The organism is Anaeromyxobacter dehalogenans 2CP-1, assembly GCF_000022145.1.
Lineage (GTDB): Bacteria > Myxococcota > Myxococcia > Myxococcales > Anaeromyxobacteraceae > Anaeromyxobacter > Anaeromyxobacter dehalogenans.
This window is the reverse complement of the sequence record NC_011891.1, coordinates 4,393,774-4,416,208: the sequence shown is the minus strand read 5'-3', so window position 1 is coordinate 4,416,208 and position 22,435 is coordinate 4,393,774. Positions and strand designations below refer to the sequence as shown.

Sequence of the window (22,435 nt, the reverse complement as noted above, 5' to 3'; positions counted from 1 at the left end):
CTGCATCGCGACGGCGCCGCATGCCGCGGAACGGGTGGCTGCTCGCGATGCCCATGCTCCTCTCCTGCGCCGGCCCGGGCGCCGGCGTGACCACGACTCGCGCGGCGTCGACGGGCTCCGCGGAGGACGTCCTCCGCGACGCGCCGGTGGTGGACCTGCACCTCGACACGCCGCAGTGGCTCCTCGAGCAGCGCTACGATCTCGGCGAGCCACGGCGCGACCTGGGCCAGGTGAGCCTCGACTCGATGCGGCGCGGCGGCGTCGGCGCGGCGTTCTTCGTGCTGTGGCACCCGCCGGAGCGGCCCGAGGCGGAGGCGCACGCGCGGGCGCTGGCGCTCGCGGCGGCGGTGCGCGCGCAGATGGCCCGCCACCCCGCCGACCTCGTGATGGCGGGGAGCGTGGACGAGCTGCTCGCGGCCCGGGCCGCGGGGAAGATCGCGGTCCTCCTCGGCATGGAGGGCGCCGAGCCCCTCCACGGGGACCTCGCGGAGCTGGAGCGGATGCACGCGCTCGGGGTCCGGTACGTCGGCCTGACCTGGAACGCGCACACCGCGTTCGCCGACGCCGGCAAGCCCGACGCCCCGCGCCACGGCGGGCTCTCGCCGCTCGGCCGCGCCGCCGTCGCCGAGATGAACCGGCTCGGGATCGCGGTGGACGTCTCGCACCTCTCCGACGCGTCCGCGGCGCAGGCCGTCGCCGCGAGCCGCGCGCCGGTGCTCGCCACGCACTCCTGCGCGCGCGCCCTGTCCGAGCACCGCCGCAACCTGCCCGACGACCTCGTGCGCGCCATCGCGGCGGGCGGCGGCGTCGTGGGCGTGAACTTCCACTCGGTGTTCCTCGACGCGGGATACGCCGCGCGCGCCGCGGCGGCGGAGCAGGCGCACGCGCCCGAGGTGGCCGCGCTCGCCCGCTCGCTCGAAGGCGCGGACCCGGTCGAGCGGAGGTGGGCGCCCTACCTGGCCGAGCTCCGCGTCGCGCACGCGCTGCCGCGCCCGCCGCTCTCGGTGCTCGTGGACCACGTCGAGCACCTGGTGAAGGTGGCCGGCGTGGACCACGTCGGCCTCGGGTCGGACCTCGACGGCGGCATCGTCCCGCCGGACGGGATCGAGTCGCACGCGGACCTGCCGAAGCTCGTCGCGGCGCTCCTCGCCCGCGGCCGCTCGCCCGAGGACGTCCGCAAGCTCCTGGGCGGGAACGTCGTGCGCGTGCTCCGCGAGGTGGAGCGCGTGTCGCGCGCGCTGCGCGCCGACGCTCCGTGAACGGGGTCGCGTCGGCACGCTCGCCCGGACCTTGCGTTGATCCCGATCACGCTCCCGGGCCGCCGGCAGGTGCCCGCTTTTCGGGCGTGCCTTCCCCGCCCATCGGCGTGACACTCGCGCCATGCAACGGTTCGTGGGGATCGACGCGGGTGCCGAGACGGTGAAGCTCGCGGAGGTCGAAGGGGAGGGCGGCGCGCTCGCCTGGACGCGGCGGGCGCTGGTGGAGCACGGCGGCGATCCGGCCGCCGCGGTGCGCGAGGTGCTGGAGGGATGGGGCTGGGACGGGGTGGCCGGCGCGCGCGCCACCGGGCGGCTGGGCCGGCGGCTCGAGCTGCCGCGCATCCCGCCCAAGCAGGCGCGCACCGCCGGCCACGTGCGGCTGCACGGGGCCGCGCCGGCCACGGTGGTGGACCTCGGCGCGCACGGCTTCTCGGTGCTCGTGCACGAGGCGGAGGGGCGCGACCGCTACCGCGAGAACCCGCGCTGCTCGCAGGGCACCGGCAACTTCCTGCGCCAGCTGGTGGAGCGCTTCGGGCTCACGCCGGCGCAGGCCGACGCGCTCGCGGTGGGCGCCGAGGCCGCGCCGCTCTCCGGCCGCTGCCCGGTGATCCTCAAGACCGACATGACGCACCTCGCGAACCGCGGCGAGGCGCGCGAGCGGATCCTGGCGGGCCTGTTCGACGCGATCTGCGCGAACGTGCTGGTGTTCGTGCGGCCCGGCAGCCCGCGCGACGTGTGGCTGACCGGCGGCGTGAGCCGCTCGCGGCGGGTGCGGGCCTGCTTCCGCGAGGCGCTCGCCGGCCGCGGGCTCGACCTGCGCGACGGCGAGGGCGACGAGGCGCTGTACCTCGACGCGCTCGGGTGCGCGCTCCTCGCGGCGGCGCGCCCGGAGGCGGTGCCGCCGCTCGAGGGCCTTTTCCGCCCCCCCGAGCACGCGTCGTTCGACGCGCTGCCGCCGCTCGCCGGCGCGCTCTCGCGCGTCCGCCGCGTCCCGCGGCCGCCGCCGCCCGCCGGCGACGGCCCGATCCTGCTCGGCCTCGACATCGGCTCCACCGGCTCGAAGGCGGTCGCGCTCGACCTCGCCGCCGGCATGCCCGCCTGGGAGGCCTACACCGGCACGTCCGGCGATCCGGTCCGGGCCGCGCAGTCGCTCGTGTCCTCGTTCCTGGAGGGCCCCTGCGCGCGGCGCGCGGTCGTCGGCGCAGGCGTGACCGGCAGCGGGCGCGAGATCGTCGGGTCCCTGCTCGCGTCCTGCTTCGGGACCGACCGCGTGTTCGTGCTGAACGAGATCGCCGCGCACGCCGAGGGCGCCTGCGCCTACGACCCGCGCGTCGACACCATCTTCGAGATCGGCGGGCAGGACGCGAAGTACATCCGGCTCGAGGGCGGGCGCGTGGTGGACGCCGCCATGAACGAGGCGTGCAGCGCCGGCACCGGCTCGTTCATCGAGGAGCAGGGGCGGCGGCTGGGCGGGCTCGACGCGGCGGCGCTCGGGCGCGAGGCCATCGGCGCGGACGGCTGCGTCGCGCTCGGCCAGCACTGCGCGGTGTTCATGGCCGAGATCCTCGACCAGGCCGCAGCGGCCGGCGCGCCGCGCGCGCACGTGGTGGCGGGGCTCTACGAGTCGGTGGTGCAGAACTACGTGAACCGGGTGAAGGGCGCGCGCCCGGTGGGCCAGGTGGTGTTCTGCCAGGGCATGCCGTTCAGCGCCGACGCGCTCGCCGCCGCGGTGGCGCGCCAGACCGGCGCCGAGGTGATCGTCCCGCCGTCGCCGGGCACGGTGGGCGCGTTCGGGATCGCGCGGCTGGCGCGCGCCGGGCTCGCCGGCCTGGACGCGCACGCCGGCGCGCTCGACCTCTCGCGCTTCCTCGCCGCGCGGGTGGAGCGCAAGGACACGTTCGTGTGCCGCTCGGCGGAGGGCTGCGGCGGCGCCGGCAACCGCTGCCGCATCGAGCGGCTCCGCACCGCGGTGGGCACCGAGCGTCGCGCCTTCACCTGGGGCGGCGCCTGCGCGCTGTTCGATCAGGGCACCCGCGCGCGCAAGCTCCCGGCCGGCGCGCCGGACCCGTTCCGCGAGCGCGAGGCGGCGGTGCGCGCGCTGGTGGAGGGGCTGGGCACGGCGCCGGCCGGCGCCCCGCGGGTCGCGCTCGCCGACGCGTTCCAGCTGAAGACGCTCCTCGCGTACTTCGGCACGTTCTTCCGGACGCTGGGCCTGGGCGTGGAGGTGCTCGGGTCCGGTGGCCGCGAGGCGCTGCGGCAGGGGATCGACCTCTGCAACGTCCCGTTCTGCGCGCCCATGCAGCAGGTGCACGGCGTCGCGGCCGCGCTCGCCGCGACCGGGGCCGAGCACCTCTTCTTCCCGATGATCCGCGACCTGCCGCGGGTCCGCGACGAGCGCCACACCTGGCTCTGCCCGATGGTGCACGGCGCGCCGGACGTGCTCGCCGCCGACCTGGGCGAGGACTTCGCGCGGCGGCTGGTCGCCCCCACGCTGAACGCGGGCGGCGCGGGCTACCTCGACTCGGAGCGGTTCGTCGCGTCGATGGACGCGCTCGCGGCGCGGGTGGGCGTCCGCGATCGGGCCGCCGCACGGCGCGCGCACCAGGCCGCGCGCGAGGCGCAGCGGGCGTTCGACGCGCGGCTCGAGGCGATCGGCGCGGCGGCGCTCGAGCGCTGCCGGGCGGACGGGCTCCTCGCGGTGGTGGTGCTGGGCCGGACCTATACCATCCACGACGAGGTGCTGAACGCGAACGTGCCGGCGCTGCTGCGCGAGCAGGGCGCGGTGGCGATCCCGCTCGACTGCTTCCCGCTCGACGGCGCGACGCCGCTCGTCCCCGGCGCGTTCTGGTCCTACACGCAGCGGATCCTGCGCACGGCGCACCGGGTCCGCCGGACGCCGGGCGTGTACGCGATCTTCACCAGCAACTACGGCTGCGGCCCGGACAGCTTCACGCAGCACCACCTCGCGCGGCTGCTCGACGGCAAGCCCTTCGCGATCGTCGAGACCGACGGCCACGCCGCCGACGCCGGCACCAAGACCCGCGTCGAGGCGTTCCTGCACTGCGTCCGCGAGGACCTCCGCGGCTGCGGGGCCGAGGGACGCCCGGCGGCGGAGCCGATGCCGCTCCGCGAGCGGACGCTCGCCGACGTGCGCGCCGACGGGACCCGCGTGCTCGTGCCGCCCATGGGGCCGGAGGCCGAGGCGCTCGCGGCCGCGTTCCGCGGCGTCGGCCTGCACGCGGAGGTGCTGCCGCCCGCCACCGCCGACACCATCCGGCTCGGCCGGCGGCACACCAGCGGTAAGGAGTGCCTGCCCATGACGATCACCGCGGGCGCGCTCCTCGAGCACCTCGCCCGCGAGCCGGAGGGCCGGTTCACCTTCTTCATGCCCGGCTCGAGCGGCCCGTGCCGGTTCGGCATGTACCGCCAGCTCCACCGCCTGATCCTGGAGCGCGCCGGGCTCTCGGACCGGGTGGAGATCTGGTCGCCGCCGGACCACGACTACTTCGAGGGCGTGCCGCCCGGCCTGGGCGCGATCGTGCTCGCCGGCGCCTCCGCCCGCGGCGCGCTCGCCGATGCGCTGCGCGACGCGCGCCCGGTCGAGCGGACGCCCGGCGCGGCAAACGCCATCCACGCGCGCGGGTCGGCGCGGCTGCTCGAGGCGATCGAGCGGGGCGCTGCGGGGGACCTGTCGGCCCGCACCGTGCTCCGCGAGGTGCTCGGCGGCGGGCTCTGGGGGATCCGCGACGCGGTGGCGGGGTGCGCACGCGAGCTGGCGGATGCGCGCGACCCGCGGCCGTACCCCACCGTGCAGATCGTGGGCGAGATCTACGTCCGCTCCGATCCGGCCTCGAACGGCTACGTGGCCGACGAGCTGGAGCGGCGCGGCGTGCGCGTCCGGCTGGAGCCGGTGGTGGAGTACCTGCAGTACTCCGAGGCGGTGCAGTTCCGGCGCGGCCTGAAGGGCAGCGTGGGCGACCACCTGAAGCGCCGGCTGCGCCAGCGCATCGTGAACCTCGTGTTCCGCGCCGCGGGCGAGCCGCTGGGCTGGCCTGCCCCGGAGCCGCCGCACCGGGTCGCGAGGGAGGCGCAGGGCTACCTCCGCGAGGACCTCGAGCACGAGTCGGTGCTGGCGATGGGGCTCGCGCTCGAGGCCTGGCGGCACCGCGGCGTGGACGGGATCCTCTGCGCCGGCCCGCTCGACTGCATGCCCACCCGGCTCGCCGAGGCGCAGCTCTACCACGCGGCCGCGCGGGAGGGCCTGCTCTCGCTGACGCTCGCGGCGAACGGCGATCCCATCGATCCGGAGATCCTCGACGGCTTCGCCTACGAGGTGAAGGAGCGGTTCGCGCGCCGCCAGGCCGGCCGGGCCGCCTCCGCCCGCCCTTCGACAGGCTCAGGGCGAGCGGAGCATCCAGAGGCCCGCGCGCGGTGAGCCCCGTCGAACCGCGAGCGGGCGGCGGTCCCGCTCACGCGCCGCCGGCGAGCAGCCGGTCGAGGGCGGCGTAGCTCTGGTCCAGGCCCTCGCCCATGGCGCCGAGCATGCCGTCGCGCTCCTCGGTGGTGTGGAAGAGCGTGGTCGCGACGAGGCGGGTGCGGCCGTCGCCCAGATCCTCGAGGACGGTGGTCTCGATCGCCACGTAGCCCGGCATGCCGTCCCACTCGAACGTCATGGCGAGCCGCTCCGGCGGCGTCACCTCGCGAAACCGCCCCTCGAACCCGTGGACGCCGTCGTCGGCGTGCTCCACGAAGCGCCAGTGACCGCCCTTCTCCAGCTCGTAGCGCTCCACCACCAGGCGGTTCCCCCGGCCCCACCACTGCGCCAGCAGCGCCGGGTCGGTGAACGCTCGCCACAGGCGCTCGCGCGGAGCGTCGAAGATCCGCTCCACGCGGATCTCGCGATCGGTCGGGGTGGACACCGCCGCCTTCGCGGCGCGCTGCTTCACGGCCTGGCTCGTCATTCGGTCCGTCCTTTCGTGCGCCTCAGGAGCGCGTCCAGGCGGTCGAGGCGCGCCTCGAGCATCCGGCGATACCCCGCCATCCAGGCGAGCTCGTCCTCCAGCCGGCGCGGGCCGAGCCTGCAGCTCCGAACGCGACCGACCTTCTCCGTCGTGACGAGCCCCGCGTCCTCCAGGACCCGCACGTGCTTCTTCATCCCGGTGAGCGTCATCTCGAAGCCGGTCGCCAGCTCGCCGATGGAGGCGTCGCCGCGCCCGAGGCGCTCCAGCACGCCGCGCCGGGTCGCATCCGCGAGCGCCGCGAACGTGGTGTCGAGCCGCTCCGTATACTGAACCATATGGTTCAGTGTTTAGCAGGCCGCCGGCCCGCGCAAGCCCTCACCGCGCGTGCGACCCAACGGGATGGTCGGGCCAGATCCGCTCGCGGTTCGACGGGGCTCACCACGAGCGGATCCTCTCCGCTCACCCTGAGCCCGAGCGGCTTCCGACCCGCTCGCCCTGAGCCTGTCGAAGGGCGAGCGCCCTACGGCAGGCCCAGCAGCGGCGGCAGCTCGGCGAGCGAGCGGATCTCGGCGTCGGGGGCGGCGGGGAGCCGCTCCGCGGGCTGGCCGGCGCGGTTGCACCAGGCCACCTGGTAGCCGAACGCCTTCGCGCCGAACGCGTCCCAGCCGTTCGAGGAGACGAACACGATCTCCGCCGCAGGCACGCCGAGGCGGTCCACGGCCAGCCGGTAGACGGCCGGGTGCGGCTTGTACACGCCCACGTCCTCCACCGAGAGGACCTGCTCGAGCAGGCCGGCGAGCCCGGCGCTCTCCGCCGCGGACGCGAGCATGGCCGGCGCACCGTTCGAGAGCACCGCCAGGCGCACGCCGGCGCCGCGCAGGCGCGTGAGGACGTCCTTCGCCTCGGGGTACGCGGCGAGGTGGCGGTAGGACTCCATCAGCCGCGCGCGCAGCGCCGCGTCGGCGAGGCCGAGCGCCTCGAGCGCGAAGTCGACCGCGTCGCCGGTCACCTGCCAGAAGTCGGCGTGGCGGCCGGCCAGGCTGCGGAGCCAGGTGTACTGGAGCTGCTTCGATCGCCACAGCTCGGCGAGCGGCTGCCAGCGGTCGCCGAGCGCGCCGCGCGCCTCGGCGGCGGCGCTGGCCACGTCGAACAGGGTTCCGTAAGCGTCGAAGACGGCGGCGCGGACCGGGGCGAGGGCCATGGCCCCGATGCTAGCGCCGCGCGCGCTACCTGCGCTTCGCCGTCTGGGTCGCCGCCAGGAGCCGGGCCTCGGCGGCGTCCTCGCCCCGGGCTCCCGCCTTCAGGGCGCGCTCGGCGAGGGCGCGGGCGACGGCGCGATCGCCGTCGGCCTGCGCCGCCCGGGCCCCGGCGAGCAGCAGGGCCGGGTCGCGCGGCGCGACGGCGAGGCCGCGCTCGGCGGCGCGGCGCGCCTCCGCCGGCTGCGACTCCGCCAGCCAGGCCGCGGAGAGCAGGCGCAGCGCCGCGGCGTCCTTCGGCCGGGCCAGCAGCACCGCGTCCAGCTCGGCGCGCGCCGCCGAGGGCTCGCCGCCGGCGAGCCGGGCCGCGCCGAGCGCGCGGCGCGCCTCGGGCTCGGCCGGATCGAGCGCGACCGCCTTCTCGAGGACCGGGAGCGCGTCGGTGGCGCGCCCGCGGCGCAGTAAGAGGTCGCCGAGCGCGAGCGCCGGCTCGGGCGCGCGCGGCTCGCGGGTCATCGCGTCCTGGTACGCCTTCTCGGCGTCGTCGGCGCGTCCCTCGGCCTCGAGCGCGCGGCCCAGCGCCACGTGCGCGAGCGGCGGCGGCGAGCGGGTGGCGGCGAGCTTCTCCAGCAGGGTGCGCCCGCGGGCGGCGCGCCCCTGGGCCACGTCGGTCAGCGCGTACCAGACCGCGGCCTCGGCAGGCATGCGGCCGTCGCGGGCGGTGCGCTCCAGCTCGGCGCGGGCGGCGGCGTACTGGCCCAGCCGGTAGCGGGCGATGGCGCGCTGCACGCGGACCGCGCGGCCCTCGGCGCCGTCGGTGGCCGCGAGCGCCTCGAGCAGGCGGCCGCGGCCAATCCGGGCGCGGGCGAGCAGCACCTTCGCGCCCTCGTCCTTCGGCGCGAGCGCCACCGCGCGGGCGGCGGCGGTCTCGGCCCGGTCCCAGGCGCGGGCGGCGAGGTGCACGTCGGCGAGCGCCGCGGCGAGCGGCGCGCTGTCCCCGAGCGCCTGGGCCGCGCGGGCGAGGCGAGCGGCCGCGCCCGCGGCGTCGCCGGTGGCGGCGAGGACGCGGGCGGAGGCGAGCTCGAAGCGCAGGCACAGGTCGCGCGGCGGGGCGCTGCCGGCGTCGGCCTCCACCGCCGCGAGCGATGCGCGGGCCGCGTCGAGATCGCGCCCCAGCGCCAGGCGCGCCTCGGCGGCGCCCACCACCGAGCGCGGGTGGGTGGCGTGCGCCGAGAGCACCGCGGCGTAGGTCGCGAGCGCGCCCTCGGCGTCGCCGGCCGCGAGCGCGGCGTCGCCCAGGTCGGACAGGGCCCGGAGCAGCGGCGGGTTCGCGTGCGCGGCGATCTCGAGGCGGCCGCGGCTCGCCTCGCGCTCGCCCCGGCCGGCCAGGATCCGGCCGGCGAGCGCCTGGACCAGCGGCTCGGAGGAGGGCGGCGCGGAGAGGATGGCGGCCTCGGCCGCGGCGCGCTCCCCGGGCTGCTCCGCCAGCAGCCAGCGCGCGGCCAGCGCGCCGTCCCCGGCGGCGTCGGAGGTCATGAGGCCCGAGGCGAGCGCGCGGGCGTCGTCGTCGCCGAACTCGGCCGCGCGCACCGCCGCCACCTGCGCGGCGAGCGAGGTGACCTCCGGCCCGGCGCCGAAGCGGCGCGCCTCGGCGAGCAGCCGCGCCGCCTCGGCGAGCGAGCCGGCGGTGTCGCGGGCGAGGCCGGCGCGAGCGCGCGCGGCGGCGCCCACCGCGTTGCGGGCGGCGACGCGCGCGTCCACCACCAGGTACACGGCGGCGCCGGCGAGGAGCGCGAACACGGCCGCGCCGGCCAGCACCGCGCGGCGGTGGCGGCGCAGGAAGGAGGGCGGCGGCTCCGGCGCGGCGAGGAGCCGCTCGCGCACCTCGCGCTCGTACTCCGCCGCGATCCGCTCCGCCTCGGCGGCGTCGGGGGTGGGCGCGGTCGCAGGGCGGGCGCGGGCCGCGGGCGCGCCCATCGCAGCGCCGGCCGCCGCGCCGCCGCGGGGCGGCGGACCGGGGATGAGCGAGAGCAGGGAGGCGGGCAGCTCGTCGCGCGCGAGCGGCGGCGGGGTGGCGCGGATGGGCGGCGGGCGCGGGGGCGCGGGGGCCGCCGGGGCGCTCGACGCCGGCTCGGCGGGCCGGCCGAGCGGCTCGTCCGCGTCCGGGGGCTCGACGGCGCTGGCCGGCGCCGCGGGCGCATCGAGCGGCTCGTCCGCGGGCAGCGCGGCGTTCCGCGGGTAGGCGACGTCGAAGGCGAGCGCGGCCTCGAGCGCCGCGTCGCCGCCGTCGGCCGGCGGCGCCCGGCCCGGTTCGCGCGCCAGCACCGGGGGCGCCGGCGCGACGGTGGGTGAAGCGGCCGTCCGCGGCCGGGGCGCCGCGCGCGGCGGGAGCTCGAACGTCGCGGTCGCCTCGAGCTCCGGCGGGATCTCCGCCTTCGGCGGCTCGTCGGCGAGCGGCCGGTACGGCTCGGTCACCTCGTCCGGCGCGGCGGCGCGCGCCGGCGCGGGCGTGTCCTCGGCCCCCGGCGCGGCGCCGTCCTCGCGCACGCCGCGCTTCGCCTGCTCCAGCCAGCCGCGCACGCGGGCGTCCGCCGGCTGCAGCTCCACCGCCCGCAGGAGCACGGGCAGCGCCTCGCGGAAGAGCCCCTTCGCGACCAGCGCCTCGCCCACCAGGTTGTACGCGTACGGGCTGCCCGGATCGACGGCGATGGCGATCTCGAACTGATCGTTCGCGTCCTTCGTGTCACCCGACTCGAGGAGCGCCCGTCCCCAGATCACGCGCCCCAGGATGGAGGACGGGTGGTGCTCGAGGCCCTGCCGGCAGATCTCGATGGCGCGCGCGTGCTGCCCGCGCTCGAGCAAGGCCCGGGCGAGCTCGACGAAGATGCGCGACCGGGGGTCGGCCGCGAGGATCTGCTCGTACTTCTCGAGGATGGTGGCCATGTGGCGGGGGAGGGCGCGAGCCTATCACGCAAGGTCGCGACTCCAGCGGCGCGCCGGCAAGGCCGCAGTCGCGGGATGTCGTCCCGTGTGGCGCGGGGTGCCGATGGGTGCGTGCACCCGCGCCTCGCGACTGCACGCCCGCCAGGCAGGACGTGGCCTCGATGGAGCTTGCGATCTGCGCCGCGCGTTCGCAGGGCGCACAGCGTCAGCGAACAGCCCGCTCCAACAAGGCACGGAGGCAACGAGGGCGGCGGCCGTCCTCGCGGCGGAGCTTCCTCAATTCGCGCACAGCCCGAACGCTCGCGCTCCCAGTTTCTCCTTCATGCAGGTCTCGGCAGCGATGACCTCGTCCTTGGACGAGCCGATCGGGAGCACTTGAAGGATCGAGAACACAAGATCGTCCTCGTAGCCGGCAACGTTCTCACACCGGGCTCGAAGGCGAACATTGCCGCCGTGCGCCGTGTCCGCGTAGACGCGCCACCTTCCCCAGATGCCTTCCTTCCCGGACGCCGAGCCGACGTACAGTTCACCGGTGTTTGCATGGAGGATGCAGTAGACGCCCGCTACGGAGCTCAGCCGACGGACCCATTCGCGGTTCGCACTAGGGCTCGCGACGATGGCGCGGAGATCGGCGAGCGGGAGCCGCACGGCCTGGTACCCGGGCCAGTCCATCACGTAGCCCGTGGGCAGGACCTCGACCACCTCGCGATCCCGGAACCACTGGGCCCATGAGAGCGCAGCGTCGCCCCAGTCGATCACCACCCGATCCTCGAGGTCCTCGAACCCTGAGACTTTCGAGAGATCGTAAATGACCCCTGGTCCGTCGAGCAGCTCTGGATGCGGGTAGCCGATCGGAATGCTCAGCGGCTCGTCCGCGGTGACCTCGCGCTTGCCGCCGACCGAATACACGCCGCAGAAGATCGCACGGCGGTTCTCGTCGCCCAGGAACGAGACGATCTGCTCGCAGTTGAAGACGTCCTTCGGCTGGGTGCGCTGGTAGAACTCGAAGTGCCCGCGTCGCCGCAGCATCCTCATGTCCACTCGGCTGTCCAGATGACGAACGATCTTGGTCGACTTGGACTCGCTGAAGCCGCGAGTGCGGAGCAGTTCGGTGAGCTTGATCATCGTCTTCCCTCGTCGACCGGGGCAACGGCGGGTCAGTCCCACCAGAAGAACCACGCGTGCGCGTCCTTCAGCTCGGCGGCGAGGTTCAGCAGCGTCTGCGTCCCCTGGTGCACGATGTCGTCGCAGTACAGGCACTGCTCGCGCGCGAGCGCCTCGGCGCCCTCGCGATCCTCCGGCGGGCGCGGCACCCAGCACTCCACCACGTCTCCGGCGATCGCGTAGACCTCCGAGCCGTGGCGCTCGTGCCAGTGCCGGTGCAGCGCGACGTGCTCCTCGGTCGCCGGGCACGCGTTCCACGCACCGTAGTTCAGGTAGGCGAAGGCCTCCCACGAGCGCACGGTCGGGATCCGCGCGAGGTACACGACCGGATGCGGGAGGTCGGTGGTGATGTCGCAGTGCGCGCCGAGCTGGTGGCCGCGCGACGGCGCGGCGGGCCAGGCGCCCTGCGGGACGAAGAGGCCGGTCTCGTTGTCGTCCGGCGGATCCTCCGCGTAGTCCTGCTCCAGCTCGCGCAGCCGGCGATCGAGCGCCTCGCGCGCGTCGAGGACCTCGGCGGCCTTCAGCATCGTGGCCGCGTCGCCGCCCTCCAGCCCCTCGCGCGCGGACTCCACCTGCTCGCGCGTGCCGAGCAGCACCGGGCACGCGCCCTCCGGCCGCCAGGCCTCGCGCAGGCGCTGCCACTCCTCCAGCGCGATGCGGCCCGGGACGGCCACGAGCGGGTAGGGGAACTCCGGCGTCTCCGCCGCCGGCGCCTCGCCGGCAGGCTCCACCTCGGACGCGCCTCGGCCCAGCCATCGCTTCCAGAAGGACATGCAGCCTTATCGCACGGAGAGCGAACACCAGAAATGCGCGCCGCGCCGACACGCGCGCACCTCCGGGCCCGCGGGGCGCCATGGCCTCGAAAGGAAGACGGCGGAGGCCAGTGGCCCGCGCCGTCGATGCTGCCCGCGATGCGCGCCGGCTAGAACGGAATGTCGTCCGGCCCACCGCCGCCCGCGCCGCCCCCCGAGCCGAAGCCGGGGCCAGGGCCGGAATCCGGCTCCTCGAAGCCGCCCGGAGGGGCGTCGTCGGGGCCGTGCTGGCGGCCGGGGCCGCCGGCGCCGCGGCCGGCGCCGCCGCCACCGCCGAGGAACCGGACGGTCTCGGCGACCACCTTCACCTTCGAGCGCTCCTGGCCGGACTGCTTGTCCTGCCACTTGTCGGTCTTGAGCCGGCCCTCGACGTAGACCTGGCGGCCCTTCGCCAGGTACTCACCGCACTGCTCGGCCTGCTTCCCCCAGACCTCGACGTCGTGCCACTCCGTCTCCTCCTTGCGCTGCCCGGACTGCTTGTCGGTCCAGGAGCGGGAGGTGGCGATGCGGAGGTTCGCGACCGCCTGGCCGCCGGACGTGTACCGGACCTCCGGATCCTTCCCGAGGTTCCCGACGAGGATGACCCTGTTCACCATGGCGTCGCTCTCCCCTGCGTGGCCTGCGCTGGACGCAGGCGTCGTGAGTGAAGGCTGGAGCCTAGCCGCCCCCCCTGACATCGGCGACGCCGGGGCCCCGGCCTACCGCCCGGAGGCCGGCACGACCGTCCCGCCGACGGGCACGAGCGCCGGCGCGGCGCGGACCGCCTCGGCGGCGTGGCGGGCCTCCTCGAGCCGTGGGCCTAGCGTGCGGGCGTAGGCCCCGAGCTCGTCCTGCCGGCCGGCGAGCGCGGCGAGCGCGGGCGGGAAGGGGTGCTCGCGCTCGTCGCTGCGCGCCAGCCCGGCGCCGAGCGCGCCGACGGCGGCGTCCGCGTCGGACGCCCGCGCGGCCCGGAGCGCCTGGACGAGCTCGTCGGGCGCGGACGCGGCCACGCCGGCGAGCGCCTCGGCGAGGCGGGCCGCGAGCGCACCGTCGAGCGCGGCGGCGGGCGCGAGCTCGACCAGCTTCGCGAGCGCCTCCGGCACGCCCTCGCCGGCGAGCTCGGCGAGGGAGGGGACGACCGGCGGCGGCTCCTCGGTCCCCAGGGCCGACCAGAGCCGCCCGAGGACGCGCGCGTCGGGGGTGACCTGGTCGAGGAAGCTCCGCCGCGCCGCCTCGCCCTCGGGGTCGGACAGGTACACCGCCTCGGCGATGGCGAGCCGGAGCGCGGGGTCGCTCTCGGCCCGCAGCGCGCCGCGCAGGAACGGCTCGTTGCGCGGGTCGCCGGTGCGGGCGAGCGCGTAGTACGGCTGCGCCGAGCGCGCGAGGTCCAGCGTCGCGGCGACCGGCACGACGGCCGCCGGCCCCGGCTCCTTGCCCTGCGCCACCGCCGCCGCGAGGCCCGCCGGCGGGCCGCCGCTCGCGGCCAGCGCGGCGCCGAGCGCGTCGACGGCGCGGCGCACGCCGGCGGAGCGGCCCGGGTAGTCGTTCACCAGCACCGCGAACGCGAGCGTCCGGTGCGCGCCGTCCTCCACGTAGCCGGAGAGGCTGGTGACGTTCTCGAGCGTGCCGGTCTTGGCGCGGAGCCGGCCGGCGGCCTCGGTGCCCTCCATCCGCCAGCGGATGGTGCCGTCGCGGCCGGCCACCGGCAGCGAGGAGAGGTACTCGGGCTGGAGCGGGAACCGCGCGTACATGGCGCGGAGCAGCGTCACGAGCTGCCGGGCGCTGAAGCGGTTCGTGTCGTTCAGGCCCGAGCCGTTCTTCATGACGTACGTGCCGCGCGGCACGCCGGCCTCGGCCAGGAACTCCTCCACCACCTGCACGCCCTTCGGCCAGGTCCCGGGCGCGCCCTTCACCTCGGCGCCGAGCGTCTTCAGGAGCTGCTCGGCCACGAAGTTGTTCGAGGTCTTGTTGAGCCGGCGCACGAGCTCGCCGAGCGGGTCCGACTGCGCCACGAGCACCAGCCGCGCGCCCTCGGGCGTCGCGCCGGCGCGCACCTTCCCAACCTTCACCCCGCGCAGCTCGAGCAGCCGCGCCAGCGTGTGGCCGAGGTAGAGCGCCGGGTCCTCGATGCGGCGCCACTGCGGCTGCACCCGGCTGCCGAGCGGCACGCGCCCCTTCACCACGATCCGCTGCTTGCCGCCGCGCGCGACCGACTCGATGATCACTCGCCGCGGCGAGCCCGCGCGCACGGTGGTGGTGCGGTTCTCGATCTCGAGGTAGTCGCTGGCGGGCTCGAGCTCCACCCGGCCGCGCGCGCCGCGCCGGTCGCCCGGTCCGACGTGCACCGCCACCGCGTTGAAGTTGAGCGACAGCGCGCCGGCGGGCGCGAGGTACGCGCGATCGCCCTCCTCCTGGTCGTAGCCGGGCCCGGTCCGCTCGCCGTCGAAGAAGCCCTCGTCCACCACCAGCTCGCCGACGCGCTTCACGCCGAGGTGCTGGAGGTCGCCCGCCATGGCCCAGAGCCGCTCGGTCACGATCGAGGGATCGCCCTTGCCCCGCACGTAGAGCGCCCGCGCCGCGCCACCCTTCGGCTCGGCCAGGACCTCGGTCGCGAATCGGTACTCGGGCCCGAGCCGCGCCAGCGCGGCGGCGCTCGTCACCAGCTTCACGTTGGACGCCGGGTTGAGCAGGACGTCGGGGTCGCGCGCGTAGACCACCTCGCCCGTGTCGATTGCCGAGACGAGGATCCCGACCCGCGCGCCGGCGAGCGGCGAGCCGTCCACGATCGCGGTGAGCGCGCGGGCGGCCTCGCGGGACGGCGCGTCGGCGGTGGGCACCGGGGGCGGAGGCGCGGCGAGCGCGGCGGCGGGGACGACGGCGGCGGCGAGCGCCGCGGCGAGCAGGGCGGGCGGGAAGAGGGGACGGGAGGAGGAGGGCACGGTGGGCTGCATTATCGGATGGGCGGGCGGTGGACGCGCAGGCGAGCGCGCGCCCAGGTGAACGCCCGGGCGGGCGGGGGGTATTTCGGGGCCGCGTTGACGGGAGGGTCCCCCGCTCGCTAGGTATGGCGATGTGAGCGAGGGACGCGCGGAAGGCGTGGACGGTCGCACGCGCGAGGCGCTGGAGCGCTTCGAGCGGTTCCTGCACCAGCGGGACCTCCGCCTCACCGAGGCCCGCGCCGCCATCGTCGAGGCCGCCCTGGCGCGCCAGGGGCACTATCCCATCGACGAGCTCATCGCCGACCTCAAGCAGCGCGGGATCCGCGGGTCCAAGGCGACCGTGTACCGGACCCTGCCGCTGCTCGCCGAGGCGGGCATCCTCGAGCCGGCCATCGTGGCCGGCGACGCCCGCAGCTACGAGACCACCTTCGGGCGGCACCACCACGACCACCTGGTCTGCTCCCGCTGCGGGAGGGTGGTCGAGTTCGAGTTCGAGGCGTTCGAGATCCTGCAGCGCGAGGTGGCCTCGAGGTACGGGTTCCGGCTGGAGGCGCACCACCACGAGCTGGTGGGGACGTGCCCGGACTGCCAGGCGGGCGAGCCGCCGCGGGGCTGAGGCGCTGGACGCCGCTCGCCCGCGAGATGGCGGGCGGGTGGCCTGGTCGAGCTCGCCCCGGCGACGCCCTCACTGCGACGGCGCCTGCGCGTGCACGACGCCGGCCTTCGCCACCGGCGGGCGGTGCATGGCCTGCTCCGCCCGCGGCCGGCGGCGGCGCTCGATCGGCTCGAGCCGCACCGGCTGGCGCTCCCGCGCGGAGCGGAGCGCGGCCTCGATGATCCGCACGTCGGCGAGCCCCTCCCAGCCGTCCGGCTCGGGCTCGCGGTCCTCGAGGACGCAGCGCGAGAAATGGACCAGCTCCGGCGCGAACTGGTCGGACGGCGGGTACTTCTTCGTCCTGGTGCGCTCGTCGATGGTGAGGTGGCGGACGAGGCTCCCGACGTACTCGAACGCCGGCTCGAGGCGCACGTCGCCCTTCGTGCCGACCAGGCGGCAGGTGTCCACGGGGGCGGCGCCGAAGCTGCACGTCAGCGTCGCCAGCCGTTCGTCGGGGAAGCGCAGCGTGACCGACCAGGCCTCGGGCACGCCGTGGAAGCGCCGGTCGCGGGCGAGCGCCTCCATCGCGAAGACCTCGATCGGCTCCGCGCCGAACAGGTAGCGCGCGGCGTTCACGCAGTACGGGCCGAGGTCCCAGATCGCGCCTCCGCCCAGGCGCGCGTCGGTGCGGATGTTGCCCGGCTCCACCTGGTAGGAGAAGTCGGACGAGAAGAAGCGCGGCTCGCCGAGCTTCCCGGCCCGCACCAGCTCGACCGTCTCGAGCGTGGCCGGATCGAAGTGGAGACGGTACGCCACCATCAGCTTCACGCCGCCCTCCTCGGCGGCGGCGATCATCGCGCGGCAGTCCTCCTCGGAGGTCGCCATCGGCTTCTCGGTGAGGACGTGCACGCCCGCGCGCGCGGCGCGAACGGCGCAGGCGGCGTGCTCGGTGTTCGGCAGCGCGATGTAGACGGCGTCCACGTCCTCGCGGGCGAACACGTCGTCGAGGTCCTCGTACCCGAACGTCGGCACGCCGTGGCGCTTGCCGATCGCCTTCCGCTTGGTCGCGTCGCCGGAGACGAGCGCCGCGAGGCGCGAGGTGCCCCGCGCGTGCTCGAAGGCCGGCAGCACCGCCGCCTGCGCGATGTGCCCGAGGCCGACCACCGCGTACCCGACCGTGCGCCGCCCGCGCTCCCTTCGCCGCTCGCGCGCCATGTGCGCTCCTTCGCGCGCGAAACATGGGCGCGCGCGGCGGATCGTGCAGGCGGGCGCCGGCGAGCGTGGGAGCGAGCGCCGTGCCGGACGGCACCCCCCGCGCCGTGCTCGCGATCGGGCCCGCAGTGGCCGCGCGGCCCGCGTGCTCGACGCTGCCCACCATCCGAAAGGGCGGCCGGAATTTCCTCACGTCGCCCGGCCTTTCCCTACACGAACGAGGTCCGCGGTGCGGGCCCCAGCTCCGGAGCACGACATGACGATCGAGACCAGCGCGATGGACCGGGGGAGCGAGCTGCTCCTCGGCCGCCAGGCCCCGGCCGCCGACCGGAACCCGAACCGTGGGACCGAGCACGAGGAGTTCCCGCTCGACCTCCAGCCGACCACGCTCTCCGAGCTCTGCCAGAGCGCGCTCGACGACGTCGCGGCGAGGTTCCCGGATCGCGCGGTCGAGTACGCGCCGGACGCCGAGCGCGACGGGACGGGGGAGTGGGATCCGCGCCGGATCGCGTACGCGGTGACGATCCTGCTCGAGGACGCGCTGAAGCGGACCCGGGCGGAGGAACGGGTGTCGCTGCGCTGGCGGGAGCACGACGACGTCGTGGTGGTGCGCGTCCAGTTCGCGCGCCCGCTCGACCGGGGCGACACGCTCGTGACGTTCTTCGAGCGCGGCGTGCGACCCGACGGCGCCGACGACGCGGTCGGTACGCTCCGGGTCGCGGCCGCGCGCAAGATCATGCTGCAGCATCGCGGGGAGCTCGCGCGCATCCGGACGCGCGCCGGCACGACCTACGTCGCGACCCTCCCGCGGCGCGCTGGGGACGTCCTGCCGGATCTCGACGCTTCCGATCCGGCGCGCGAGCCGCCTCGAGACTAGCCGGCCCGCAGCAGGAGGCGCCGCACCTCGGCCGCGTGCGCGAGGCGAGCCGCCACCCGCTCCGCGAGCGCGTCGCGCTGCCGCTCCACCGCCGCCGCCGTCTCGCCGAGGAGGCGCCCGGCCAGCCGGTCGAGCGCCCGCTGGGCCGGCCGGTCCAGCGTGGCACGCAGGTCGGTGGTGACGGGGTCCCGGGCCAGCGCGGCCCGCAGCGCGGCGAGCTCGGCGGCCTCGGCGCGGAACGCGTCCGCCGGCGGGAACGGCGCGGCGGCGAGCACGCGGCAGTCCACGTCGGCGATGGCCTGCGCGCCGGTGAGCTGGCGCGCGCCCTCGTCCACCGCCAGCCGGACGGGCGTGGCGGCGAGCAGGAGCGCGAGCTGCCACGCGGGCGGCGCCCCGGCGCGCGGGAACAGCGCGTGCCACTTCTTGTCCTCCCACAGCCCCGCCTCGTTCAGGAACGCGAACGCCCGCGCGCCCACCTTGGCCGGGTAGAGGAGCGGCGCCGGCCCGCGGCCGGGCGCGAGCCGCCACCACGGCGCGCGGCCCGCGCAGCTCGGGCGGTGGTGCACCCCGGCCGCCTCGCCGAGCGCGAGGTAGCGGCGTGCGGCGGCGCCGGGCGCGGCCGGCGGGCGGAACAGGACGCCCTGCGGGTCGGCCAGCTCCGGCGCGCGCGCCTCCTTCAGCGAGGCGAGCAGCGGCACCACGTCGGCGGGCGCGAGCCGGACCTCGCCGGCGAGCGGCGACGCGTAGCGGCCGCCGCCGAGCGGGGCGAGGTGGAAGAACGCGTTGCACCCGCTCTTCGTGCCGAAGCGCACCTCGCAGAGCGCGCCCAGGGTCGTGGCGCCACGCGGGGCCGCCGCCCGCGGGCGGCGCAGCCGGACGCGCCGGCCGCCCGCGCCCCGGGCGAGCGCCGAGAGCTCCGCGTCGGAGAGCGCGGCGAGCGGCACCGAGGCCTCGGCGGCCGGTGCCTCGGCGGCGCCCTCCGCCCACACCACCAGCGCGGTGTCCACCGAGGCGGCGAAGCTGCCGGCCGCGCGCGAGCGCAGGCGCACCGCGAACCCGCCGCGCGCCCGCGCGTCGGCGAGCAGCGGCTCCGACGAGCGCGACACGTCGAGCGCCCGCGGCCACACCAGCGCCGCGACGGGCGCGTGCCGCAGCGCCACCGCCGCGAAGTGCGCGGAGAGGTCCGCCTGCCGCCCCAGCCCGCTCGCCGCGGCGGCGCGGGCCTTCGCGGCGGCCGCGAGCCGCTCGTGGCGCAGGAACGGCGGGTTCGCGAGCACCAGGTCGGCGGCGGGCCACGGGGCGGCGAGCGCGTCGCCGCGGCGGATCGCAGCCCGGGCCCCGAGGAGCGCGAGCCGTGCCTCCGCGGCCCGGGCGGCCAGCGGGGCGAGGTCGATCCCGGCGAGCCGCAGCCGCGCGCCCACGCCGCGCGCCAGGCGCTCGGCCGCGGCGAGCAGCGCGCCACCGCCGCAGGCCGGGTCGAGCACCGCCAGCCCGTCGAGCGCGCGCGAGAGCGCCGGCTGCGCCCGCCCCGCGAGCAGCGCCGCCGCAGCCTCCGCCGGCGCCGGCCCGCCGCGCCGCGCCGCCGCGTGGGCGAGCCCCAGCGCCGCGAGCGCGCGCGCCTCGGCCGGCGGGGTGAACACCGCGCCGTCCGCGCCGGCCAGCGCGCGCGCGCAGAGCGACTCGAGCAGCGCGCCGTCGAGCCGCTCCGGCGAAGGGTCCAGCTCGGAGCCGGCGCGGAGCCCGAGCGCGGCGAGGACGGCCTGCGGGGCGCCGCCCAGGTGCGCGGCGGCCACCGTGAGCTGATCCGCCGGCGGCAGCGCCGCGAGCGCGTCGAGCGCGGTCCGCGTGGGATCGGCGGGAGGGCGAGTGCGCGGCGGGCTCACCGCGCGGGCGCTCCGGCGTGGGCGATCGCGACGGGGGCGGCGGCGGGCACGGGCGGATTGTACGCGATGCGGGATCCGGAGCGGGGGCGGAGCGCCCGGCCTCAGGCGCGCGCGTGGTCCGGCCGGTCCTCGCGCCCGAGCCGCGGCACCGCGCGGGCGCCGGGCACGAACGCGAGCACCAGCAGCGCCGCGCCCGCGGTCATCTCGGCCACGCCGGCGGCGGGCTCGGTGGCGCCGCGGCCGGTCCACACCAGCCACGCGGCCGGCGCCGCGAGCGCGTACCGCGCCGGCGGCCACTCGATCGCCGCGACCGTGCCGATGCAGACGAGCAGCCCCACCGCCACGTCGTGCAGGATGGGCCCGACCTCGCCGTAGCCCAGCACGAGCGGCGCGAGCAGGAGCGCCAGCCCCACGGCGAAGCTCGTCCAGCGCGCGATCATGCACCCTGAACGTAGCCGTGCCGCGCGGGGGCGAGAAGCCGCCGGGGCGCCAGGCGGGACAGGCCTGTTGGGGCCTGGCCGGTCCGGCCGCACCCGACCGGCGGGGCCGGAAACTGGCGCTGTCAGGCACCCCCGCTAGGATGCGCAGCCGAACGCCGGATTCCGGGAGGATGGGGCCATGCCTCGCGGCCGGACCCGGCGGGATCGCACCACGGAACGCTCGATGACCTACGCCGACGAACGCGTCGCCGCAGAGATGGGACGTGTCCTGCTCGCGCTCTACCGCGCCGGCATGCAGGTCCGGGTGTGGCCGGACGCGCTGCACGGGCGCGCCGGCGCCCGCATCGTGGCCGGCCCGTCCGCGAAGCGGCGCCGGACCGCGCTCAAGTCCGCGAGCGGGTCCGGCGATTCGCCCCTGCAGGCGATCTACGCCGCGGTGGAGCGCATGAACGAGCGCGCCGGGGCGATCGTGGTGCCGCTGGACTAGGGCGCGCGGCGCTGCTCGTCCTTCGACGGGCGGCCCAGGACGCGCGGACCTCCGGCGCGCGGAGGGCCCCGGCTCAGCCGAACAGCCCGTCCAGCTTCCGCTCGATGTCCTCCTGCACCTTCTGGCGCATCGAGCCCGGGACCAGCATCGGGAACTTGAGGTCGATGACGACCTCCTCGTCCTTCACCGCGTAGGCGCCGCTGACGCCCATCTTCGAGACCTTGCCGGTCTTCGCGCCGCCGTCCTTCTGGTAGTCGAGCGACAGCTTCTGGGCGAGGCGGTCCATCACCTCGTCGACCTTCTCGTAGATCTCACCGGCGTTCTTGCCGGGGTACTTCCTCGTGATCTGCGGCATCCTTGCGGGTCCTCCGCCGGCCCTCGGCCGGTCACTTCGCGTATTGAGTTGGGTCCTGCACCCCCGCCTCGGCAAATCCCTTTCGGCGCAGGCGGCAGGCATCGCACCGGCCGCAGGCGCGGCCGCGGATCGGGTCGTAGCACGAGAGGGTCAAGCGGTAGGGGACGCGGAGCTTCGTGCCCAGCCGGACGATCCCCGCCTTGGAGAGCCTGAGGAGGGGCGCGCGGATCCGGAGAGGCCGCCCCTCCACGCCGGCCCGGGTGGCGACCTTCGCCAGGCGCTCGAACGCCCGCAGGAAGGCCGGCCGGCAGTCCGGGTAGCCGGAGTAGTCGATGGCGTTCACGCCCACGAAGATCTGCTCCGCGCCGATCACCTCGGCGTGGGCGAGCGCGAGCGAGAGCATGACGGTGTTGCGGGCCGGCACGTAGGTGACCGGGATGTCCCGCGCCATCCGCGCCTCGCTGCGCCCCTTCGGCACCGCGATGGCCGCGTCGGTGAGCGCCGAGCCGCCGAACGCGGAGAGGTCCACCTTCACCACGCGGTGGCCGGCGGCGCCGAGCGCCCGCGCGATGCGCCGCGCCCGCGCCAGCTCGCCCTTGTGCCGCTGCCCGTAGTCCACCGAGAGGCAGTGCGCCTCCAGCCCCTCGGCGCGCGCCACCGCCAGGCAGGTGCTCGAGTCGAGCCCTCCCGACAGGAGCACCACCGCGCGCCGCGCCTTGCTCGTCGCCTTCGCCATTCCAGGATCCTAGCGGGCCACCGCGGTGAACGCGTAGCTCGCGGTGCAGGGGAGCGCGCAGGGCGCGCACGCGCCGCCGGTCGCCCCGTAGGTCTCCACCAGCGTCCCCGCCAGCGTGGGCGGCCCACCCGCCGGGAACGCGAGGTCGCCCTCGATCGCGACGGTGAGCGCCGCGGTGCAGGTGGCGGCGCACGCGCTCAGCACGGCCTCGCCGGCCGCCGCCGAGGCCTGGACGTGGTCGCCGCTCCGCACCCCGCGCAGCACCGCCTCGTGGTCGCGGCCGGTGCACAGCGCCACCGCCCCGGTGCGCGGGTCCTGCGCCAGCGTCACCGGGAACACGGCCTCCGGATCGCCGGCGAGCTCGGCGGGGATCGTCTCGGGCACGGTCGCGGCCCAGCCGCCCGCCGGCTCGACCGTGCAGGCGGTCGAGGCCTCCACGCGGCGCGCCTGCAGGCCGAACACGCCCACGACCTCGCCCGGGCAGTCCTCGGCGCCGTCGCTGCGGCACGCGGTGGGGCCGAGCGCGCCGAGCAGGACGGCTCCGGCGAGGGAGAGCGCGCGCGGCGCGCGGTGGGACGGAGGGCGAGGCACGGGGCC

Annotated in this window: 19 protein-coding genes; 5 read left to right on the top strand and 14 right to left on the bottom strand. The window is 76.8% G+C overall.

Going from position 1 to position 22,435, the window contains the following annotated elements; translation table 11 throughout:
- Positions 1 to 20 precede the first annotated feature (20 nt).
- Positions 21 to 1,259, top strand: coding sequence for a dipeptidase (locus A2CP1_RS19950; protein ID WP_015935010.1), 1,239 nt, complete (start codon positions 21 to 23; stop codon positions 1,257 to 1,259).
- Positions 1,260 to 1,380: 121 nt separating this feature from the next.
- Complete coding sequence (locus A2CP1_RS19945; RefSeq protein ID WP_015935009.1) at positions 1,381 to 5,694, top strand: acyl-CoA dehydratase activase-related protein; 4,314 nt, start codon at positions 1,381 to 1,383, stop codon at positions 5,692 to 5,694.
- Between the two features lie 34 nt (positions 5,695 to 5,728).
- Here A2CP1_RS19945 and A2CP1_RS19940 read toward each other — a convergent pair whose 3' ends face one another.
- The 8 genes from A2CP1_RS19940 to dacB all read right to left on the bottom strand — a co-directional run bounded on the left by A2CP1_RS19940 (position 5,729) and on the right by dacB (position 15,253).
- On the bottom strand, positions 5,729 to 6,220 hold the full coding sequence (locus tag A2CP1_RS19940) for an SRPBCC family protein (RefSeq protein ID WP_015935008.1): 492 nt from the start codon (positions 6,218 to 6,220) through the stop codon (positions 5,729 to 5,731).
- Positions 6,217 to 6,555: an ArsR/SmtB family transcription factor gene (locus A2CP1_RS19935; protein ID WP_015935007.1), complete on the bottom strand. Its 339-nt coding sequence runs from the start codon at positions 6,553 to 6,555 to the stop codon at positions 6,217 to 6,219. The genes A2CP1_RS19940 and A2CP1_RS19935 overlap by 4 nt, the downstream gene beginning before the upstream one ends.
- A gap of 185 nt (positions 6,556 to 6,740) precedes the next feature.
- Positions 6,741 to 7,421, bottom strand: coding sequence for a haloacid dehalogenase type II (locus A2CP1_RS19930; RefSeq protein ID WP_015935006.1), 681 nt, complete (start codon positions 7,419 to 7,421; stop codon positions 6,741 to 6,743).
- A gap of 25 nt (positions 7,422 to 7,446) precedes the next feature.
- Positions 7,447 to 10,359, bottom strand: a complete 2,913-nt coding sequence (locus A2CP1_RS19925; RefSeq protein ID WP_015935005.1) for a tetratricopeptide repeat protein — start codon at positions 10,357 to 10,359, stop codon at positions 7,447 to 7,449.
- 276 nt (positions 10,360 to 10,635) lie between these two features.
- Positions 10,636 to 11,484, bottom strand: coding sequence for a GIY-YIG nuclease family protein (locus A2CP1_RS19920; protein ID WP_015935004.1), 849 nt, complete (start codon positions 11,482 to 11,484; stop codon positions 10,636 to 10,638).
- 32 nt (positions 11,485 to 11,516) lie between these two features.
- The gene (locus A2CP1_RS19915) at positions 11,517 to 12,296 is read right to left on the bottom strand and encodes a DUF4253 domain-containing protein (protein WP_015935003.1); all 780 of its coding nucleotides are present in this window, start codon (positions 12,294 to 12,296) and stop codon (positions 11,517 to 11,519) included.
- Between the two features lie 149 nt (positions 12,297 to 12,445).
- Positions 12,446 to 12,931, bottom strand: coding sequence for a single-stranded DNA-binding protein (locus A2CP1_RS19910; RefSeq protein ID WP_015935002.1), 486 nt, complete (start codon positions 12,929 to 12,931; stop codon positions 12,446 to 12,448).
- Positions 12,932 to 13,033: 102 nt separating this feature from the next.
- The gene (gene dacB / locus A2CP1_RS19905; RefSeq protein WP_245529859.1) at positions 13,034 to 15,253 is read right to left on the bottom strand and encodes a D-alanyl-D-alanine carboxypeptidase/D-alanyl-D-alanine endopeptidase; all 2,220 of its coding nucleotides are present in this window, start codon (positions 15,251 to 15,253) and stop codon (positions 13,034 to 13,036) included.
- A gap of 157 nt (positions 15,254 to 15,410) precedes the next feature.
- Between dacB and A2CP1_RS19900 the strand changes: the two genes are divergently transcribed.
- Positions 15,411 to 15,869 carry a Fur family transcriptional regulator gene (locus A2CP1_RS19900; RefSeq protein WP_041450722.1) on the top strand — a complete coding sequence of 153 codons (459 nt, stop codon included), beginning with the start codon at positions 15,411 to 15,413 and terminating at the stop codon, positions 15,867 to 15,869.
- A 69-nt stretch (positions 15,870 to 15,938) separates the two neighbouring features.
- Here the strand turns inward: A2CP1_RS19900 and A2CP1_RS19895 are convergent, their stop codons facing one another.
- Positions 15,939 to 17,063: a Gfo/Idh/MocA family protein gene (locus A2CP1_RS19895; RefSeq protein WP_015934999.1), complete on the bottom strand. Its 1,125-nt coding sequence runs from the start codon at positions 17,061 to 17,063 to the stop codon at positions 15,939 to 15,941.
- Between the two features lie 253 nt (positions 17,064 to 17,316).
- Here A2CP1_RS19895 and A2CP1_RS19890 point away from each other — a divergent pair, with 253 nt between their 5' ends.
- Positions 17,317 to 17,937: a sensor histidine kinase gene (locus A2CP1_RS19890; protein WP_015934998.1), complete on the top strand. Its 621-nt coding sequence runs from the start codon at positions 17,317 to 17,319 to the stop codon at positions 17,935 to 17,937.
- On the opposite strand, the gene A2CP1_RS19885 is transcribed toward A2CP1_RS19890, so the two are convergent.
- Together A2CP1_RS19885 and A2CP1_RS19880 are read right to left on the bottom strand one after the other, a co-directional pair.
- Positions 17,934 to 19,820: an N-6 DNA methylase gene (locus A2CP1_RS19885; RefSeq protein ID WP_015934997.1), complete on the bottom strand. Its 1,887-nt coding sequence runs from the start codon at positions 19,818 to 19,820 to the stop codon at positions 17,934 to 17,936. The genes A2CP1_RS19890 and A2CP1_RS19885 overlap by 4 nt on opposite strands.
- Before the next feature lie 101 nt (positions 19,821 to 19,921).
- Entirely contained in the window at positions 19,922 to 20,260 is a 339-nt protein-coding gene (locus A2CP1_RS19880) for a hypothetical protein (protein WP_015934996.1), read from the bottom strand.
- A gap of 178 nt (positions 20,261 to 20,438) precedes the next feature.
- Here A2CP1_RS19880 and A2CP1_RS19875 point away from each other — a divergent pair, with 178 nt between their 5' ends.
- Positions 20,439 to 20,747: a hypothetical protein gene (locus A2CP1_RS19875; RefSeq protein WP_012527829.1), complete on the top strand. Its 309-nt coding sequence runs from the start codon at positions 20,439 to 20,441 to the stop codon at positions 20,745 to 20,747.
- A gap of 73 nt (positions 20,748 to 20,820) precedes the next feature.
- Here the strand turns inward: A2CP1_RS19875 and A2CP1_RS19870 are convergent, their stop codons facing one another.
- Genes A2CP1_RS19870 through A2CP1_RS19860 form a run of 3 tightly spaced genes read right to left on the bottom strand, consistent with a single transcriptional unit; the run spans position 20,821 to position 22,429 of the window.
- Positions 20,821 to 21,102 carry a polyhydroxyalkanoic acid system family protein gene (locus tag A2CP1_RS19870; protein WP_015934995.1) on the bottom strand — a complete coding sequence of 94 codons (282 nt, stop codon included), beginning with the start codon at positions 21,100 to 21,102 and terminating at the stop codon, positions 20,821 to 20,823.
- A 31-nt stretch (positions 21,103 to 21,133) separates the two neighbouring features.
- Positions 21,134 to 21,838, bottom strand: a complete 705-nt coding sequence (gene queC, locus A2CP1_RS19865; RefSeq protein ID WP_015934994.1) for a 7-cyano-7-deazaguanine synthase QueC — start codon at positions 21,836 to 21,838, stop codon at positions 21,134 to 21,136.
- Between the two features lie 9 nt (positions 21,839 to 21,847).
- Positions 21,848 to 22,429 carry a hypothetical protein gene (locus A2CP1_RS19860; protein WP_015934993.1) on the bottom strand — a complete coding sequence of 194 codons (582 nt, stop codon included), beginning with the start codon at positions 22,427 to 22,429 and terminating at the stop codon, positions 21,848 to 21,850.
- Positions 22,430 to 22,435 lie beyond the last annotated feature (6 nt).